The organism is Pseudomonas corrugata (assembly GCF_050920615.1).
GTDB lineage: Bacteria > Pseudomonadota > Gammaproteobacteria > Pseudomonadales > Pseudomonadaceae > Aquipseudomonas > Aquipseudomonas corrugata.
In genome coordinates this window covers 3,428,199-3,445,028 of sequence record NZ_CP130434.1, presented here as the reverse complement: position 1 = coordinate 3,445,028, position 16,830 = coordinate 3,428,199, and the positions used below count along the sequence as shown (strand labels likewise).

Genomic DNA, 16,830 nt, shown 5'->3' with positions numbered 1-16,830 from the left:
GCAGAGGTCATGAATGATGCAGCGCCGTGATATCTCGAGTTTGCCGTGACCGGCTAGAGGTGTTTCGCGGCCTTGGCGTCGTCCCAGGCGTCATCCGTAGCCTGAGCCACTGACGGGGAAGGCTTGCCATCCAGGGTCTGCAACAGCACTTGGCGGTCGCAGGCATCCTCCGAGAGGGCGATCACCACGGTCGCCACCGCGTTGCTTGCCAGACTCGTCAGTGCCCGGGCTTCCGACATGAAGCGGTCGATGCCGATCAACAGGGCCAGGCCGGCCAGGGGAATGTCGTGGATGACCGTCAGGGTCGAGGCCAGCGCGACGAACCCGCTGCCGGTCACCCCGGCCGCGCCCTTGGAAGACAGCAGCATGATTGCCAGCATGGTGAAGGTCTGGGTCAGCGTCAGGTCGATGTTGCAGGCCTGCGCAATGAAGATCGCCGCCAGCGACAGGTAGATCGCGGTACCGTCCAGGTTGAACGAGTAACCGGTCGGCAGCACCAGCCCCACTACTCCCTTCTTGCAACCCAGGGCCTGGAGTTTCTCCAGCATACGCGGCATGACCGGCTCGGTCGAAGAGGTGCCCAGCACCACCAGAAACTCTTCGCGCAGGTAACGCAGCAGCTTCCATAGGCTGAAGCCATGGGCACGGCAGATACCGCCCAAGACCACGAAAACGAAGAAGGCACAGGCGATGTACAAGGTCATGATCAGCTTGGCCAGGCTGCCCAGCGAAGTGATGCCGTACTGCCCGACCGTGAATGCCAGGGCGCCGAACGCGCCAATCGGGGCGAAGCGCATCAGGTAGGAAAAGATCTTGAACACCATGTGCGAAACCGATTCCAGCACGTCCAGTACCGGTTTGCCCCGCTCCCCCAATGAAGACAGGGCGAAACCGCAGAGCACTGCGATGAACAATACCGGCAGTACCTCGCCTTTATTGAAGGCGCCGATGAAGGTGTCGGGAATGATGTGCATGAAAAAGTCGACCACCCCCAGCCTCGCCGCGGAGTCGGCGTACTGCGCCAGGCCCTGGGTGTTCAACCGGGTCGGATCGATGTTCATCCCGGCTCCGGGTTTGAACACATAGACCGCCACGAGGCCGATGATCAGGCTGACCACGGTCAAGCCCAGGAACAACAGCATCGTCTTGCTCAACAAGCGCCCCAGCGAGCGCTTGTCGCTCATGCCGGCGATGCCGGTGACGATAGTGCAGAACACCACTGGCGCGATCATCATCTTGATCAGCTTGATGAAGGCGTCGCCCAGCGGTTTCAAGGCAATCGCCTGTTGCGACCAGAAGTGCCCGACCATTACACCCAACAGCACGGCGCAGATGATCTGGAAGTAGAGCGATTTAACAACTTTCATGGCATCACCCATTTTTGGAATTGTTCTGATGCAAACGACAACGACAGCCTGGCTAACCGGCCAGTCGTTGGGAACCCTTGGCGTAGACGAAACCTGAAAACAGTCGGCGCGCGGTACGCACCACCGAGGCGCGGATGGTCTCTCCCTTATCCCCGGCATAGGACAACACCACGTCGATACCACCGCTTGGGTGCTCGATGCGGACCCGCTGCAAGCGTGGCTCGCTGACGCCGCCGATCAATCGGGCGGCCACGCTGCCTTCGGTCACACACGCGGTGGCGAGGCCGATGGACCCGGTAATCGCCAGCGCGCGATGACAGTTGTGCGGCATGAAGTAGCGCACCTGCAGCGTTCCGCCAGACTTGGCCGGCGACACCAGCACCGGCTTGGGAATCACCTTGTCGCTGACGTCGCCCAGGCCCATGGCCAAGCCGGCTTTGAGTCGCAAGGATTCCAGGCGGTGCAGGAAGGCTTTATCGGCATCCAGTTCGGCGGGGCTTTCGTCGCCACGCTTGCCGAGCTGACTCGCTTCGACGATCACCATGGGCATGGCCATGTCGATGCAAGTCACCGCTATGCCGTCGATGACGTCCTGCGGCTGGCCGGTGGGAAAGAGTTTGCCGGTCTTGCTGCCCGCCGCATCCAGGAATGTCAGTTGCACCGGCGCGGCAGCGCCCGGTACGCCGTCGATGGCGGTGTCACCCTCATAGCTGACCTTGCCGCCCGGGGTTTGCACCTCGGAAACGACGAAGGTACCAGTATTGAGATTGCGGATACGCACCTGGGTACGGTCGCCGCCCGCCTTGACCAGTCCCTGCTCGATGGCGAACGGGCCGACGGCACAGAGCATATTGCCGCAGTTGGGCGCGGTATCGACCCGACGCTGGGAGACCATGACCTGGACAAACAAGTAATCGACATCCGCATCAGGGTGCAATGATGGGCTGACAATCGCCACCTTACTGGTTTGCGGGCTGCCGCCGCCGATGCCGTCGATCTCCAGCTCATGGCCAGATCCCATCAGGTCGAGCAGCAGCTCGTCACGTTCAACGATGGCGGCCGGTAGGTCCCAAGCGAGAAAAACCGGGCCTTTGGAGGTACCGCCGCGCATGAGCACACAAGGAATTCGTTGCATGAACACTAACTCTTGTTAATCAATCTGGATAATTGATGTTCTGGAGGCAAGAGTGGCAGGCTTTGAAAAGTGTTTCCAATGCAAAGATCGGAGGTTTTATTGCGTTTTACGAATGAATAACCGTAGGATGATTGGCACGACGCATCTCTTTGCTTATGGGATCTGGCATGGAATATGAGCTTCAGGACATACGATCTTTCGTCAAAATCGCCGAACTAGGCAGCTTCCACGAGGCTGCCGACGCCCTGCACCTTTCTCAGCCGGCCCTGAGCCGGCGCATGAAGAAACTGGAGGAAGGTTTGGGCACCGCCTTGCTCGATCGCACGACGCGCAAGGTCAGCCTGACCAGCGTCGGACGTGACTTCCTGCCCAAGGCGCGGCGCTTGCTGGATGACTTCGACGATTCGATCCTCAACATTCGCGAGCTGGCCGAGCGGCAGATAGGCCGGGTGACCCTGGCGTGCATTCCCACCGCAGCGTTCTATTTCCTGCCGTCGGTGATCCGTTTGTACAACGAGCGCTATCCGAAAATCCGCATCCGCCTTCTCGATCTCAGTGCCAACGAAGGACTCGAGGCGGTACTGCGCGGCGAAGCCGACTTTGGCATCAACATGATGAGCGGCCAGCATCCGGATATCGAATTCGTGCCTCTGGTCAACGAACCCTTTGTCCTGGCTTGCCGCCGCGATCATGAGTTGGCTGGACGTAGCGCCGTCACCTGGTCGGAACTCAGTGACTATCGCTTGATCGGGGTGGGTCGCCTGAGCGGCAATCGCATGCTGCTCGATCATGCCTTGTCGGGCCTGAGCTGGCGTCCGCAGTGGTTCTACGAGGTGCAACACCTGTCCACGTCACTGGGGCTGGTGGAGGCTGGCTTGGGTGTGTCGGCAATGCCCAGCCTGGCGATGCCCGCCGGGGACCATCCGACACTGGTCAGCGTGCCGCTGATCGAACCGGTGGTCAACCGGTCACTGGGCCTGGTCTATCGACGAGGTGCTTCCCTGTCCCCCGCCGCCGAGAAATTTGTCTCTATCCTGCTTGAGCAGTGGCCGCAGTAAGACCGCCCCGAGGCCGGGACAGTCCTCAAGCTCAGCGCGCTTTGGGCCGTTCACCCTCACCCGGCAGCGCCGCAACGGTGCGCTCGTCAACGAATTCAGTACCTTCCGAGTGCCGAGACGAGCGTGACTTGCGCCTCAGGAATGATCTCGCTCAATCAACATCCGAGTCAGCGTGTTGTCTCTTACCCAATAGTGATGAAACAGTCCCGCCGCCGCATGCAAACCGATCAGCCAGTAGCCGGTGCTGCCCAACAGTTCATGCCAATACTTCAAGCGCTTTGCTAGATCAGGGTCAATCGCCACCGGGGCTGGCAAATGGAAGCCGAAATAGGGGAACGGTTTGCCTCCAGCGGCCAGCATCAACCAGGCCAGTACCGGCGTGGCGATCATTAGCACATACAGCGCCAAGTGCATCAGGTGGGATGTGCCGGTTTGCCATGCAGGGGGCGGCGGGGTGATTGGTGGACGTGGCGAAAGGCGTCCGAGCAGTCGCACCCATACCAAAGCAAAGATGCTCAGGCCGAAGAGACCGTGAAAGCCCAACAGCAGGCCACGCGCTTCGCTGCCCTTGGGCAGGAAGCCTTTGATTTCGATACACGCGTACACGCCGACAAACAGCGCGAGCATCAGCCAGTGCAGGGTGATTGAGAGTTTTCCATAACGGGGTATGCCTTTGTCGCGGGTCATAAGAAGCGCCTCGTGATTGTCCTTCGTGACGGTCGAATCGTTCGACAGTCTCGATCCGGTTGCCCAGCGAACCGATGGCGCCACCCTGCCAGCCCATCCTTAAGACAGTCTGAAGACAGATCGGTCGTTAACTTAATTTCACCTTCAGACTTCGTTAAGAAAGGCCTCCCATACTCCGTTCAAACCATTAAGGGAGGCGTTCTGCCCATGCCCGATCTTGACTGGAACATCCCCCTTCCCCTGCGCTTTGGGCAAGCCGATGCCCTGCAGATGACGTTAACCGGCGCCTTGCCCGACGACCCGCTACGAGAGACGTTCGAAGCATTCATCCAACACCGTTTTCGCCAGGCCCATGGCGCAGACATCCGACACTTCATGCCCGAGCTGTTCGGGGTGCATAACGGCAACGGCGAGTTGTGCGCGGTGGCCGGGGTGCGTCGGGCACATCTGGAGCCACTGTTTCTGGAGCGTTACCTGGATGAACCGATCGAACCGCTGATCAGCACCGCAGCTGATCGCCCAGTGGACCGGGCAGGCATTGTCGAAGTCGGCAACCTCGCCGCCAGCGACACGGGCAGCGCGCGCATGAGCATCATCGCCATCACTTATCTGCTCGCCATGGGCGGTCTGGAATGGGTGACGTTCACTGGCAACATCGGATTGGTCAACAGCTTCCATCGTCTCGGCCTGAAGCCGGTGACATTGTGCGCTGCCGACCCGCAGCGCCTGGGTGATGAGCGCCAACACTGGGGCAGTTATTACGAAAGCAAACCCTGGGTGCACGTAGGCAACATCCGCGCCGGCTTCATCCATCTGTGCAACATCGGCCTCTTTACCCGACTGGGTTTGCCGACCTCGATTGAAGGAGCCTGCCATGTCGCTTGAGTTGCACCGTTTCCAGGAAACCCTGCGCGATCATGCCCGACGCAATGACAGTACCGTCGCCCTGTGGGGCGACACGCTGAAGCTCGACTACGCCACGCTGTATGCCGAGGTAATGTATCGCCAGGAGCGCCTGCGCGACGAACAGGTACAGGTGATCGCTCTGGCGCTGGATAATGGCGTCGAGGCGATGCTGTGGGATCTGGCTGTGCTGTTCGAAGGTCTGACCTGCGTGACGCTGCCACCATTCTTCAGCCCGACGCAACGCATCCATTGCCTGGAACAAAGCCAGGCCGAACGGGTGATCGCCGAGCCGGCGCTGGAAGCCGAATTGCGCGACGCCGGTTATGAAAAACGCGGCGAGTTCTGGTGCCGACGCTTCAACGGCCCCCACCGAATGCCCGCCCGCACCGCCAAACTGACCTTCACTTCCGGCACCACCGGCACCCCGAAAGGCGTATGCCTGAGCGCCGACAGCTTGCTGCGGGTGGCGCGGGAACTGGATCAGGCGAGCAAGTCTACCCATCCGCAACACCACATGGCGCTGCTGCCGCTGGCGATCCTGCTGGAGAACCTCGGCTGTTACGCGGCGCTGTACGCCGGTGTCACGCTGAGTCTGCCGAGCCAGAAAAGCCTGGGCATCCAGGGCGCCAGTGGCGTCGATGTGTCGCGCTTGCTCGGTTATCTGGCCGGGCGCAAGCCCGAGAGCCTGATCCTGGTGCCACAATTGCTGTTGCTGTTGACCAACGCCGCAGAACAGAAAGCTTTCGATACGCAAACATTGCGTTTCGCCGCCGTCGGTGGAGCGCGGGTTTCGGAGGATTTGCTGCACCGTGCCCAGCAGGTCGGCATACCGGTCTACGAAGGCTATGGCTTATCCGAATGCGCGTCGGTGGTATGCCTCAACCGTCCCGGTGCGCACCGGCCGGGCAGCGTCGGCCAACCACTGCCCCATGTCGAAGTACGCCTGGCCGAGGACGGCGAAGTGTTGATCAAGGGCTCGACCCTGCTCGGCTATCTCGGCGAGCCGGCGTACGGCGATGAGTGGTGGCCGAGCGGCGATCTGGGCGAGTTCGACCAGGAAGGTTTTCTTTATCTCAAGGGCCGCAAGAAGCATCAGTTCGTCACCAGTTACGGGCGCAACGTCAACCCGGAATGGGTCGAGTCGGAGCTGACCCAGCGCCGCCACATCGCCCAGGCCTTCGTCTACGGCGAAGCGCTTGCGCACAACCACGCCCTACTCTGGCCGCATCGTCCGGACTGCACCGACGCCGAAGTGGCCGCGGCCGTTGCCGAAGCCAACGAAGCCTTGCCCGATTACGCCCAAGTGCATCACTGGACGCGTCTGCCGCAGCCCTTCAGCGCCGCCAATGGCCTGCTGACCTCCAATGGCCGCCCGCGTCGGGACGCCATCATCGAGTTATACCGCCACACCTTGACTGGATCTGTCGCATCCGAGGAATCCGCATCATGAGTTTTTTCGACACCCTGCAAGAAGCCACGCAACAGGAACGCCATGAGCTGTTCAACCTGCCGATCATCCTGGATGCCCTGCAAGGCAAGGTCAGTCTGGAAAGTTATCGGGCCTTCCTCGCCCAAGCCTACTACCACGTGCGCCACACCGTCCCGCTGATGATGGCCTGTGGCGCACGCCTGCCGATGCGCCTGGAATGGCTGCGCAAAGCAGTGTGCGAGTACATAGAGGATGAATATGGCCACGAACAGTGGGTGCTCAACGACATCGCCGCGTGCGGCGGGGATCGCGATGCGGTGCGAGACGCGCAGCCGTCCCTGCCTATCGAGCTGATGATCAGTTTCCTCTACGACCTGATCGCCCGGGGCAATCCGGTTGGCCTGTTCGGAATGGTCAACGTGCTGGAAGGCACTAGCATTGCTTTGGCCACTCACGCAGCGGGCAGCATTCGCGAGCGTTTGGCATTGCCGGAAACCGCGTTCAGCTATCTCAGTTCTCACGGTTCGCTGGATATCGAACACATGCAGACCTATCGCGCACTGATGAACAAACTTGAGGACAAGGAAGACCAAGCGGCGGTGATCCACGCTTCGAAAGTCGTCTATCGACTCTATACCGATATGTTCCGTGGATTGCCCCGCGATCCGGAGGCTCAATATGCAGTTGCGTGATGCACGTGTCGTATTGACCGGTGCCAGTGGTGGCATCGGCCTGGCCATTGCAGGCGTCTTGTGCGCCGCCGGAGCCCGAGTGCTGGCCGTAGCACGCCATCACGAGGCATTGGCGCCACTGCTCAGCCGATACCCTGATACCTTGTGTCACGTCGCCGCCGACCTGACCTTCCTCAGTGACCGGCGCAAGGTGCTGGCCGCTGCCGAGGGCATTGGCGGAATCAACCTGCTGATCAACGCGGCCGGGGTCAATCACTTCGCCATGCTTGAACAGCTCGACGACAGCGACATCAGTGCGATGCTGGCGGTGAACATCAGCGCGCCGATCTGCCTGACCAAACTGCTGCTACCGCTGCTCAAACAGGCCGACAACGCCATGGTCGTCAACGTTGGCTCGACCTATGGCTCGATCGGATACCCCGGTTACGCCAGTTACTGCGCCACCAAGTTTGCCCTGCGCGGGTTTTCCGAAGCCTTGCGCCGGGAACTGGCGGACACCCGGGTCAGCGTACTGTACGTCGCGCCCCGCGCCACCCGCACTTCGATGAACAGCGCCGCCGCGCAAGCACTGAACAGCGCGCTCAAGGCCAATGTCGATGATCCGCAAGCCGTGGCGTCGGCGGTGGTCCACGCGATTGCCGGCGACCGTCGCGACCTCTACCTGGGCTGGCCGGAGCGCTTTTTCGTGCGCCTCAACAGCCTCTTGCCGAACCTGGTGGATCGCGGCCTGCGCAAACAGCTGCCGTTGATCCGTCGCCTCAGTGAAAAAACCGAAAACGAGCCGCCAAAACCATGAAGAAACTTTTCGCATGTCTGTTGCTGGGCACCCTCAGCCAAAGTGTCTGGGCCCTGGACGCCGCCGATCAGCAACGCCTCAGCAGCATCCAGCAGAGCTGGGCGCACATCCAATATGAAACGCCGGAAAAACAACGCGCCGACGCGTTCGAACAACTGGCGTCGCAAGCCACGAACTTCACCACGGAGCGTCCAGCCGTCGCCGAAGCATGGATCTGGAAAGGCATTGTCACCAGCAGTTGGGCCGGTGCCGAGGGTGGACTCGGAGCCTTGGGCAAGGCCAAGGACGCCAAGGCTGACCTTGAGAAATCCCTGACCCTGGACCCCAAAGCCTTGCAAGGCTCGGCCTACACCAGCCTGGCCGCGCTGTATGACCGGGTGCCGGGCTGGCCGATCGGATTCGGTGACAGCGACAAGGCCGAGCAATTGCTCAAGCAAGCGCTGCAACTCAACCCTGATGGCATCGACAGCCTGTACTTCTGGGGCGATCACCTCTACCGTCAGAAACACTACGCGCAAGCCAAGGCAGCACTGCAAAAAGCCCTGCAAGCCGCGCCCCGGCCCGGCCGGGAAAGCGCGGACGCCGGGCGACGTAAAGAAATCGCCGCGTTGCTGGTGGAGGTGGACAAGAAACTCGATTGACAGAAGTCCGAGCGCGCTCGTTACCGATCGAAGATGAGGCAACCTCGGACAAGCGGAACGGCTTGCGTATCCGGGGCGGCGAACGGGACGACATGCACACGGAGCTGATCCATCGGATCGCATTCCATACGCTATGGCGGACGTGATCGGTAATCTGCTGCCCGTGGCGATGGTCTGGCTCGCTATCGGCCGGGGTCAAAAGCCGCTGGCGAACATGGCCTCGACGTTGCGTGCACGGCACAGCGGCTCCCTGGAGCCGCTGTGATTGTTTTGGGGAGTCAAAGGCATCGCTGGAGAAGCCAAATGCGCTCCGCAGGCTGAAGACCTGGTGCTTGCCAGGCAACCAGGTTTTTCGTATAGAGCCTAGTGACCCGCTCCCCGATTTGAGTGCCATACAGATCCTGGCGAAGCCCGCTCTTTGACGGAAAGCGGCCGCTCCAAACCGTCATGCGTTCCCTCATATTCAACGACACTTTCCCACGACAGGCCGTAGATGATCCCCTTTGTCCGCCCCCCTTGCATAGGCATAGGGGGTATACCTATCATGCACATGATCAGGATAGGGGGTATCCAATGAGTCATGTCGCAGCAAACAAAGACGATCTTCTCAAGCGCGTAAAACGTATCGCGGGACAGATCCAGGCCATTGAACGGGCGTTGGTATCGGATCTCGACTGTGCCAAAACACTGCATCTGGTTGCCGCTACCCGCGGCGCCATCAACGGCTTGATGGAAGAAATCATCGAGGATCACGCGCGGGAGCATGTCGCGAACCCTGCGCTCAGCGAAGAAGAGCGCAACCAGGGCGTCGAAGAGCTGCTTGAAGCCATTCGCCGTTATTCCAAGTGAACGCATCCAGGTACACTCTCATGAGTAACAACACTCCCTACGCACACGATCACCTGTTCCTTGGCTCGGCGCACGACGAGAATGCCAGGCGCACGCTTTGGGTGGTAGTACTGACCGTTGTGATGATGGTGGGCGAGATCACCGCTGGGTATATCACGGGCTCGATGGCATTACTGGCCGATGGCTTTCACATGGCAACTCATGCCGGCGCATTGGGCATCGCGGCGGCCGCGTACGGATACGCAAAACGCCACGCCTCCAGCCAGCGTTACAGTTTCGGTACCGGAAAGGTTGGAGACCTGGGAGGGTTCGCTTCGGCGCTGATTCTCGGTATGGTTTCCTTGGGCATTGGCGCTGAATCCGTCATGCGCCTCTTGCAGCCAACGGAAGTCCAGTTCGGCACCGCTACACTCATCGCGATAGCTGGCTTGATCGTCAACATCGTCAGTGCGCTGCTGCTGGGGCACGGGCACGACCACGACCACGACCACCATCATGGCCATGGCCATGCTCACCATGCAAACGACAACAACCTGAAATCGGCCTATGCCCATGTCATCGCCGACGCGCTGACTTCGGTTCTGGCCATCGCTGCGCTACTCGCCGGTCGGTATCTGGGCTGGGTATGGCTGGACCCGGTCATGGGCATCGTCGGCGCCATCGTTATCGCGCGTTGGGCATGGACCTTGATGGGGGCACCGCAGGTGTATTGCTGGATCAGACAGACGCACATATTGCCGAGGAAATCCGCGAGCTGGTCGAAAAGCCGGGGGACGCCTCCATCACGGACTTGCACGTCTGGCGGGTTGGACCGCAAGCCCATGCGGCCATCGTCAGCGTCCTCGGTGAAGCCACTGCGAACACCGACAGCATTCGTGAGCGTCTCAAACCGGTTCACGAAGTCAGCCATCTTACGGTCGAGTTTCGACCGGTCTGATTCAGGGCCTGCCCTCCATTAACTCCAAAGGAACTTGCGATGCCTCCAGGGCAACGTGAACTGGCGCGGATCGAACGCCGGTTGATAACCACGCTGACCGAAGCGTGCGAAACAGCAAAGGGTGAGATCCAGGGCTTTACCTGGCTCACCCACACGGCGGACCTGAACGCGTTAGCGAGAAGCCTGAGGGTGACCTGGGTGTTCGAAACCCTCGCTGACAGACAGCTGGCCCAGGTTGACGCGAAGGCTCGCATCTTTGAGCTGACAGCCATCGCGTTGAATGAGGCCGGCATCGATCTGAACTTGTCAGATCGCAATGTCCGCCTTGACTCCGAAGAAGAATGCCAGCGCACTCATAGCGGCGATTGGCAAAAGCGTCTGGCTAGAGGGGATTGACGATGGCCAAGGAAATCGAAAATCCCTGCATCTCGATATGCCTGCTGAAGGGGGATCTGTGTGTGAGTTGTGGGCGGAGCAAGGAGGACATTAAAAAGTGGAAACGCATGAAGCGGCCTGAAAAAATGGCCGCGGTGCAACGGGCGAATATGCGCTTGAGAGGGCTGAAGTAACGCGCAGGGATAGTCGCTTGTCCTGGATGGACGCTTTGGGTCTATTTCTGCCTTCCACGACCGGCTGTAGCCAGCCAGAAGCTGTCACTGCAATCGTAGCACGCGAACATATCTTCGCGCGGACAGCAGAATTTCTTAAAAAGGGGCAGTCTGTTTTTTCTAACAAGCCTGTTATTGACAGGGCACAGGCTCGGCTTAGCCCCTTCCGGATCGACGGCCGCAGCTATTACACATTTAGTTGATTGGATACCTCTTTAGCCACCTCGATGAAAGCTCGCATCGCTGCGCTCTGAAAGGCATCTTTGCGCCGCATAAGGACGGCGGTGCGCTGCAAGCGCTCGGGCTCCAGTGTGATGGCCACCAGATCATCATGGTTCAACGCGATTCTGGCTGGCAATAAAGTCGATAGATTAGTTCTGCGAACAATTTCGATCACTGCGCCGAGGGCATTAGCCTCCATCTGCACATGAGGACGAATCGCGTGTTTGCGGCAGTAGCGGTCGATTTGTTCGCGGGTTGCAAACTCTGGGCTGAGCAGAATCAGAGATTCGGCATTCAGACCCTGCAATCCAATGGACCGCACCTCGGCCAGGCGGTGCCTGCGACTCACCACTAAAGCGAGGGTTTCGTTCAGCAAAGGGATGGCATCAATATTCGGTGTACTTATTTCATCGAACGCAATCCCCGCGTCCAATTCTCCTGCCAAAAGCAGCTCCTCAATGCGCTCTTGGGAAATCTCCTTCAGGTTGAGAGTGATCTTGGGATACCGCGAGTGAAATGCTTCGATCACCGGCCCGACCAGATAAGTCGTGAACGTCGGCGTCACGGCCAGGCGCAATGAACCGCGGGTGAGATCGCTCACATCGTGGATGGCGCTTTTAGCATCTCGCAATTCCTGATAAGCACGGCGTGCATACAGAAGATAGACGTTTCCCGCGTCAGTCAAACGAGTTGTGCGTCCTGAGCGGTCGAACAACTGGGCTCCAAGACTTTCTTCCAACTGTTTCACCTGCTGCGAAAGGGCGGGCTGAGACACATGGAGCGCCGCTGCGGCCTTCGTGAAGCTGAGATGTTCCGCAACCGCAAGGAAGTATTGAATGTGGCGAGCAAGCATGATTCAACCCATAAGATAATCTGATTCACATCATAATAAATCAGACTTTTACCTTATGTAATGCGCCGCTTAATCTTTGTCTCACACCCAGACATTGAGACAGCAACCATGAAAGCGATCATCGACGGTTTTCTGAAATTCCAAAAAAACGCCTTCCCTGAGCGGGTCAAACTGTTCAAGGACTTGGCTAATCAGCAGAGCCCAAGAGCGTTGTTCATCTCTTGCTCAGATAGCCGATTGGTGCCTGAACTCGTCACCCAGCGCGAGCCAGGCGATCTGTTTGTAATCCGCAATGCCGGCAACATCGTGCCGTCGTATGGCCCGGAGCCGGGTGGCGTTTCGGCCTCTGTTGAATATGCGGTCGCCGCTCTCCAGGTCGCAGACATCGTGATCTGCGGCCACTCCGACTGCGGCGCGATGACCGCCATAGCCACGTGCAAGTGCCTGGATCACATGCCTGCCGTTGCCGGATGGCTCCGTTACGCCGACTCGGCCAAGGTGGTTAACGAAGCCCGCAACCACCCGGATCTACCGAGCAAAGTTACGTCCATGGTGCGTGAAAACGTCATCGCGCAACTGGCCAACCTCCAGACACATCCATCCGTTCGCCTGGCTCTCGAAGAAGGCCGCGTCACCCTGCATGGTTGGATCTATGACATCGAGAGCGGGCGTATCGACGCCTTCGATGGCAGTACCGGGACCTTCGTGTCCCTCGCAGAGAACCCCGAAATCCACGCCGTTTCCCAGCAAGCCAGGCACGTTGCCTGAAACCCGTACCTGTACCCCTTACTAACCTAGGAGATTCGCCATGATCCAGACTCAAGCCACCCGCACCGCGCGCCAAGAACTGACCGAAACCATCATTTTGGCCAAGGCTCGCAAGGACCTGTCTTTCGCCGAGATCGTTGACGGTACCGGCCTGTCCGAAGCCTTCGTCACTGCCGCCCTGCTCGGCCAGCATCCGCTGCCTTCCAGCGCCGCCCATGTCGTGGGCAAGAAACTCGACCTTGATGCTGATCAAGTCGCTTTGCTGCAATCGATGCCAGTTCGCGGCAGTTTTTTTGACGGCGTACCGTCCGACCCGACCATCTACCGTTTCTACGAGATGATGTCGGTATACGGCACCACCCTCAAAGCTCTGGTCCACGAAAAGTTCGGCGACGGCATCATCAGCGCCATCAACTTCAAGCTGGACATCAAGAAGGTCGAAGATCCGGAGGGCGGCCATCGCGCTGTGATCACGCTGGACGGCAAGTACCTGCCTACCAAACCCTTCTGATGCAAGTCAGCCCGGCGTCAGACGGCGACCGGGCTACACCCCAACCCTTTAGTACGACTGAGCACCGCTTAAGTGCTTTGGCCTTCTCACGCCCTCAACACAGGTAATCGCTATGAAACTGTTACTCGTTTTACTCCTAGCCTGCATTGGCTCTGTCGCTATGGCCGATGAGCAAGATACTCAGACTGCGCATATTACGGTCGAGCCCTATCGCTACTCTCAACACCTGGACATCGCTCACATTGTGTCGATTACTCAGATACCAAGTGTCTGTGATGTAGTGCCGGTGCAGATGACTTATGACGACTCCAAGGGCGACCGGCACATCATGGAGTACCACGTCATAGGTACCGGCTGTACCAATTGACTCCTCTCCCGTCCGCTCTGGCGCTCGATCGCTCGGCGCCAGGGACGGGGGCTCAGACACCGCGGTCCCCTGTCCTTTGAAAAAATAACCCTTCGTTACTTGCGCCCATACAGCGCGCTTCCCGCCTCTACTCGGCAGTAATAGCACGCAAGTGCGTTTACTCAGGCCGTATCCACTACCAAGAACCGCCGACGGCTGACTGCCAAATTCCAGCTCACCGCGAGTTCCCGCTTGCTAGAAACGGAGTAGCGAGAGGAAATCGGCCGACGTGGCACTTCTGTCACTTTCACGCCGGCTTAAACGCAAAGTCAGAAGCCGAACCCTTACCTTGAATCCTCTATTCGGGCCAGCGCACCTTGTCGTGTCTTCAGGCAGGGACGCCGTACGATCACGAGCGCTGTCGCTTGAGCGAGAAGGATTGCGTTCAGTCTGTAAGTGCAGCAGTCATCAGCGCGCCCCACTTGGCTGCACATGGATCTGAGGAACAACTTGCTACCACCTCGTGCATTACGACGGGAGATCAGTTGCCGTCGTTAAGAACAGGACCACAGCACAGCACCGCGCCGACTGGACTTGATTCGCACAATCCAGGTCAGTCATGGAGCATCACGTTGAGAATCGCGTAAGTAAAAGTGCAGGTAACTCTAGTTCCCTGAACGGTAGTGCCTGAAAATTGCGCACCTATCGTCTGTCCCGCCGGTACTGATGCCTGCTTTAGCCGGCTGCCCTCAGAACCCTTACGAAGCCTTTGCAGCCTCATGGGTGGATCTGGTGGAGCAGGTATTGTTAGAGGCCTTCAGTAATAGACTCATGGCTGGAAAGCTGCGACCGCTAGACCTTTCGCGAAACAGGCGGTGAGGATCGTTGGCAGGCGGAAGAGCTGGATAGGACCGGCAAAGAATTGGAGGATAAAACTTTGGAGGGATTGCGGGCGGTTACGGGTTAGAGGATTTTTGATGAAGAAACTATTTATAACGTTAGACTCAAAAACCGACCTGAGCCTTTTCAACGAAAGGATCAGGTCGGTTGAGATATTTACAGACCGAGGTCAGACAGGCTTGGATGGTCATCTGGGCGGCGTCCCAGTGGCCAATGGAACTTGCGTTCGCTCTCCTTGATGGGCATGTCGTTCACGCAGGCGAAGCGACGGTGCATCAGGCCATCCGCTTCGAATTCCCAGTTTTCGTTACCGTAAGAGCGGAACCAGTTACCTGAATCATCATGCCACTCGTATGCGTAACGTACAGCGATGCGGTTGTCGGTAAACGCCCAGAGCTCTTTGATCAGGCGATAATCAAGCTCTTTTTTCCATTTGCGTGTAAGGAAACCTTTGGCTTCTTCGCGATTGGTAGCAAATTCCGCTCGGTTGCGCCATTTGGTATCCAGTGTATAGGCAAGCGATACTTTTTCGGGATCGCGGCTGTTCCAGCCATCTTCAGCGAGTCGGACTTTCTCAATCGCCGTTTCACGAGTGAACGGAGGAAGTGGCGGACGAGTTTGTGCATTGGACATGGTAGTGCCTCCAGGACAATTGGATGTATCGGTTTATTTAACGTTTTCGGAACTCAGCAAAGCGGTACAACTTTCTTTCAGCGATCATCATCACAACATCAACGCGTCACGATAATCGCGATTTACATCAGTATCTCAACAATCTAGCTATGCGAACGGATACGAGAGCAACCGTGCAACTTCTTTTGCGTCATCGACGGCACTGTAATCGCCCATCACGCGCGCCATGGTGATTGCGCCTTCGATTAATATGAGCAGTTGTCTCGCCAAGACGACCGGGTGCTCCGTATTCAACTGCTCGGTCAGCTCGAGTGTGTAATCGAGTAACTTCTGCTTATGCAGTTTGGCGATATGGCGAATAGGATCATCGGGGTCCCCAACTTCTCCGGCTGTATTAATGAAAGCGCAGCCTCGAAATCCGTCTGACTCAAACCATCCCTTGAGCACCGTGAATATATTGAGAATACGCTCTTGCGGAGTATCCGCTCTGTCGCATTCCGTTCTGAACCATTGCATCCAACGTACATCACGAGCATTCAGTGCAGCAGCGGCCACTTCATCTTTGGTCGCAAAATAGCGATAAATACTTTTGCGAGCGACACCTGAGGTCTTCACCAGAAGATCCATGCCTGTCGCATGAATGCCGTTCTGATAAATAAGTTTCTCAGCGGTCATTAGAATCTTTTCTCGGGTATCTGTCATTTTCATCTCCACGGACTCAATGTAGAACGATCGTTCTCCTCGGTCAAGCCTCGCTTGGAATTTTTTTTGAGCGGCTAAGCTGGTCAACTTTCTGGGATGGACCGAGCCACCCAATATGGTTAACTGAGCAGACACGGATCATCACTCGACGGCCTGACTTCGAACGTCGCTGTGCATGGTCAAACCTCAATCTGTTCCGCCATCTCAGGGCGTCATCGATCTCAATCCCCAGATATCGAACAGTGCCCCCCATCGTCGATGGGGTGCACGGAGTGCGGCGGGGCAGCAGCACTATGCCCATTCTGGCCAGTGCTCCTTCGAGCTAAGCAGAGGAGGTATAGGCCTGAAAGGGTCCAGCCACTTCCACGGTTACCGATTGATTGTCGACGCCTCCCAACCGCCAGGTAGTGCGCCGCCCCACCGTGCGACGGCGAGGTGACGCAGTGATGGGAACTCAAATCGCCTGGCTGTGGCGGTACGCCATGTGCCGCCAGGTTACCCGGACTCGCTACCAGGGTCTGGCAACCCGTGCCGAGCTTGCGCGCGAACAGTGAAGGATCCCGATCACCTCCGCGCAACGCGACGTCAATGTCCTCGCCCAGTAGATCCACTCGGGCGTCATTCAACTCGAACTCAAGGTTTGCTCGCGGGCGCTCAGCTACGAGCTGAGCGATAACCTGTGCCGGGAACCAGTTGAAGAAATCCATGGGAGGCGGCCACTCTGACGCGACCCGCGATCTGGGTCGAGTCGTTGCTCACCTCATCGCAACTCGCAGCAACACTTCGATCT

General features: G+C 58.4%; 19 protein-coding genes and 2 pseudogenes. 14 read left to right on the top strand and 7 right to left on the bottom strand.

Going from position 1 to position 16,830, the window contains the following annotated elements:
- Positions 1-53: 53 nt before the first annotated feature.
- Both QZH45_RS15535 and QZH45_RS15530 read right to left on the bottom strand, forming a co-directional pair.
- A complete protein-coding gene (locus QZH45_RS15535) occupies positions 54-1,379 on the bottom strand; it encodes a dicarboxylate/amino acid:cation symporter (RefSeq protein WP_024777248.1) in 1,326 nt (441 codons plus the stop codon).
- 40 nt (positions 1,380-1,419) lie between these two features.
- On the bottom strand, positions 1,420-2,502 hold the full coding sequence (locus QZH45_RS15530) for a 4-oxalomesaconate tautomerase (RefSeq protein ID WP_055134961.1): 1,083 nt from the start codon (positions 2,500-2,502) through the stop codon (positions 1,420-1,422).
- A 167-nt stretch (positions 2,503-2,669) separates the two neighbouring features.
- Between QZH45_RS15530 and QZH45_RS15525 the strand changes: the two genes are divergently transcribed.
- The gene (locus QZH45_RS15525; protein ID WP_024777250.1) at positions 2,670-3,560 is read left to right on the top strand and encodes a LysR family transcriptional regulator; all 891 of its coding nucleotides are present in this window, start codon (positions 2,670-2,672) and stop codon (positions 3,558-3,560) included.
- A gap of 135 nt (positions 3,561-3,695) precedes the next feature.
- On the opposite strand, the gene QZH45_RS15520 is transcribed toward QZH45_RS15525, so the two are convergent.
- Positions 3,696-4,247 (bottom strand): cytochrome b, encoded by a 552-nt coding sequence (locus tag QZH45_RS15520; protein WP_024777251.1) that lies wholly within the window; start codon positions 4,245-4,247, stop codon positions 3,696-3,698.
- 207 nt (positions 4,248-4,454) lie between these two features.
- On the opposite strand from QZH45_RS15520, the gene QZH45_RS15515 reads away from it, so the two are divergent.
- From QZH45_RS15515 to QZH45_RS15470, 10 genes and pseudogenes are all read left to right on the top strand, one after another.
- The gene (locus QZH45_RS15515; RefSeq protein ID WP_053193954.1) at positions 4,455-5,132 is read left to right on the top strand and encodes a thermostable hemolysin; all 678 of its coding nucleotides are present in this window, start codon (positions 4,455-4,457) and stop codon (positions 5,130-5,132) included.
- The gene (locus QZH45_RS15510) at positions 5,122-6,603 is read left to right on the top strand and encodes an AMP-binding protein (protein ID WP_055136629.1); all 1,482 of its coding nucleotides are present in this window, start codon (positions 5,122-5,124) and stop codon (positions 6,601-6,603) included. Before QZH45_RS15515 ends, QZH45_RS15510 begins: the two co-directional genes overlap by 11 nt.
- The gene (locus QZH45_RS15505) at positions 6,600-7,274 is read left to right on the top strand and encodes a TenA family transcriptional regulator (protein ID WP_055134959.1); all 675 of its coding nucleotides are present in this window, start codon (positions 6,600-6,602) and stop codon (positions 7,272-7,274) included. The genes QZH45_RS15510 and QZH45_RS15505 overlap by 4 nt, the downstream gene beginning before the upstream one ends.
- Positions 7,261-8,070 carry an SDR family oxidoreductase gene (locus QZH45_RS15500; protein ID WP_055134958.1) on the top strand — a complete coding sequence of 270 codons (810 nt, stop codon included), beginning with the start codon at positions 7,261-7,263 and terminating at the stop codon, positions 8,068-8,070. Before QZH45_RS15505 ends, QZH45_RS15500 begins: the two co-directional genes overlap by 14 nt.
- The gene (locus QZH45_RS15495; RefSeq protein WP_024777256.1) at positions 8,067-8,711 is read left to right on the top strand and encodes a tetratricopeptide repeat protein; all 645 of its coding nucleotides are present in this window, start codon (positions 8,067-8,069) and stop codon (positions 8,709-8,711) included. The genes QZH45_RS15500 and QZH45_RS15495 overlap by 4 nt, the downstream gene beginning before the upstream one ends.
- Positions 8,712-8,758: 47 nt before the next feature.
- Positions 8,759-8,973: pseudogene (locus QZH45_RS15490) on the top strand (two-component sensor histidine kinase); the annotation flags it as partial.
- Between the two features lie 311 nt (positions 8,974-9,284).
- Positions 9,285-9,560 carry a metal/formaldehyde-sensitive transcriptional repressor gene (locus QZH45_RS15485; protein ID WP_024777257.1) on the top strand — a complete coding sequence of 92 codons (276 nt, stop codon included), beginning with the start codon at positions 9,285-9,287 and terminating at the stop codon, positions 9,558-9,560.
- Positions 9,561-9,580: 20 nt separating this feature from the next.
- Positions 9,581-10,497, top strand: a pseudogene (dmeF, locus tag QZH45_RS15480) (CDF family Co(II)/Ni(II) efflux transporter DmeF).
- A gap of 39 nt (positions 10,498-10,536) precedes the next feature.
- The gene (locus QZH45_RS15475; RefSeq protein WP_053193947.1) at positions 10,537-10,893 is read left to right on the top strand and encodes a hypothetical protein; all 357 of its coding nucleotides are present in this window, start codon (positions 10,537-10,539) and stop codon (positions 10,891-10,893) included.
- Positions 10,894-10,895: 2 nt separating this feature from the next.
- The gene (locus QZH45_RS15470; protein WP_024777260.1) at positions 10,896-11,066 is read left to right on the top strand and encodes a DUF1289 domain-containing protein; all 171 of its coding nucleotides are present in this window, start codon (positions 10,896-10,898) and stop codon (positions 11,064-11,066) included.
- A 226-nt stretch (positions 11,067-11,292) separates the two neighbouring features.
- Here the strand turns inward: QZH45_RS15470 and cynR are convergent, their stop codons facing one another.
- The gene (cynR, locus tag QZH45_RS15465; RefSeq protein WP_053193944.1) at positions 11,293-12,180 is read right to left on the bottom strand and encodes a transcriptional regulator CynR; all 888 of its coding nucleotides are present in this window, start codon (positions 12,178-12,180) and stop codon (positions 11,293-11,295) included.
- A gap of 108 nt (positions 12,181-12,288) precedes the next feature.
- Between cynR and QZH45_RS15460 the strand changes: the two genes are divergently transcribed.
- From QZH45_RS15460 to QZH45_RS15450, 3 genes are all read left to right on the top strand, one after another.
- On the top strand, positions 12,289-12,948 hold the full coding sequence (locus tag QZH45_RS15460) for a carbonic anhydrase (protein ID WP_024777262.1): 660 nt from the start codon (positions 12,289-12,291) through the stop codon (positions 12,946-12,948).
- A gap of 40 nt (positions 12,949-12,988) precedes the next feature.
- Entirely contained in the window at positions 12,989-13,459 is a 471-nt protein-coding gene (gene cynS / locus QZH45_RS15455) for a cyanase (protein WP_024777263.1), read from the top strand.
- Positions 13,460-13,571: 112 nt separating this feature from the next.
- Complete coding sequence (locus tag QZH45_RS15450; RefSeq protein ID WP_024777264.1) at positions 13,572-13,826, top strand: DUF2790 domain-containing protein; 255 nt, start codon at positions 13,572-13,574, stop codon at positions 13,824-13,826.
- A 1,035-nt stretch (positions 13,827-14,861) separates the two neighbouring features.
- On the opposite strand, the gene QZH45_RS15445 is transcribed toward QZH45_RS15450, so the two are convergent.
- The 3 genes from QZH45_RS15445 to QZH45_RS15435 all read right to left on the bottom strand — a co-directional run bounded on the left by QZH45_RS15445 (position 14,862) and on the right by QZH45_RS15435 (position 16,747).
- Positions 14,862-15,338, bottom strand: a complete 477-nt coding sequence (locus QZH45_RS15445; protein ID WP_024777265.1) for a DUF1348 family protein — start codon at positions 15,336-15,338, stop codon at positions 14,862-14,864.
- A 147-nt stretch (positions 15,339-15,485) separates the two neighbouring features.
- On the bottom strand, positions 15,486-16,046 hold the full coding sequence (locus tag QZH45_RS15440) for a TetR/AcrR family transcriptional regulator (RefSeq protein ID WP_024777266.1): 561 nt from the start codon (positions 16,044-16,046) through the stop codon (positions 15,486-15,488).
- Between the two features lie 215 nt (positions 16,047-16,261).
- Positions 16,262-16,747: a LysR substrate-binding domain-containing protein gene (locus tag QZH45_RS15435; RefSeq protein WP_081036468.1), complete on the bottom strand. Its 486-nt coding sequence runs from the start codon at positions 16,745-16,747 to the stop codon at positions 16,262-16,264.
- Positions 16,748-16,830 lie beyond the last annotated feature (83 nt).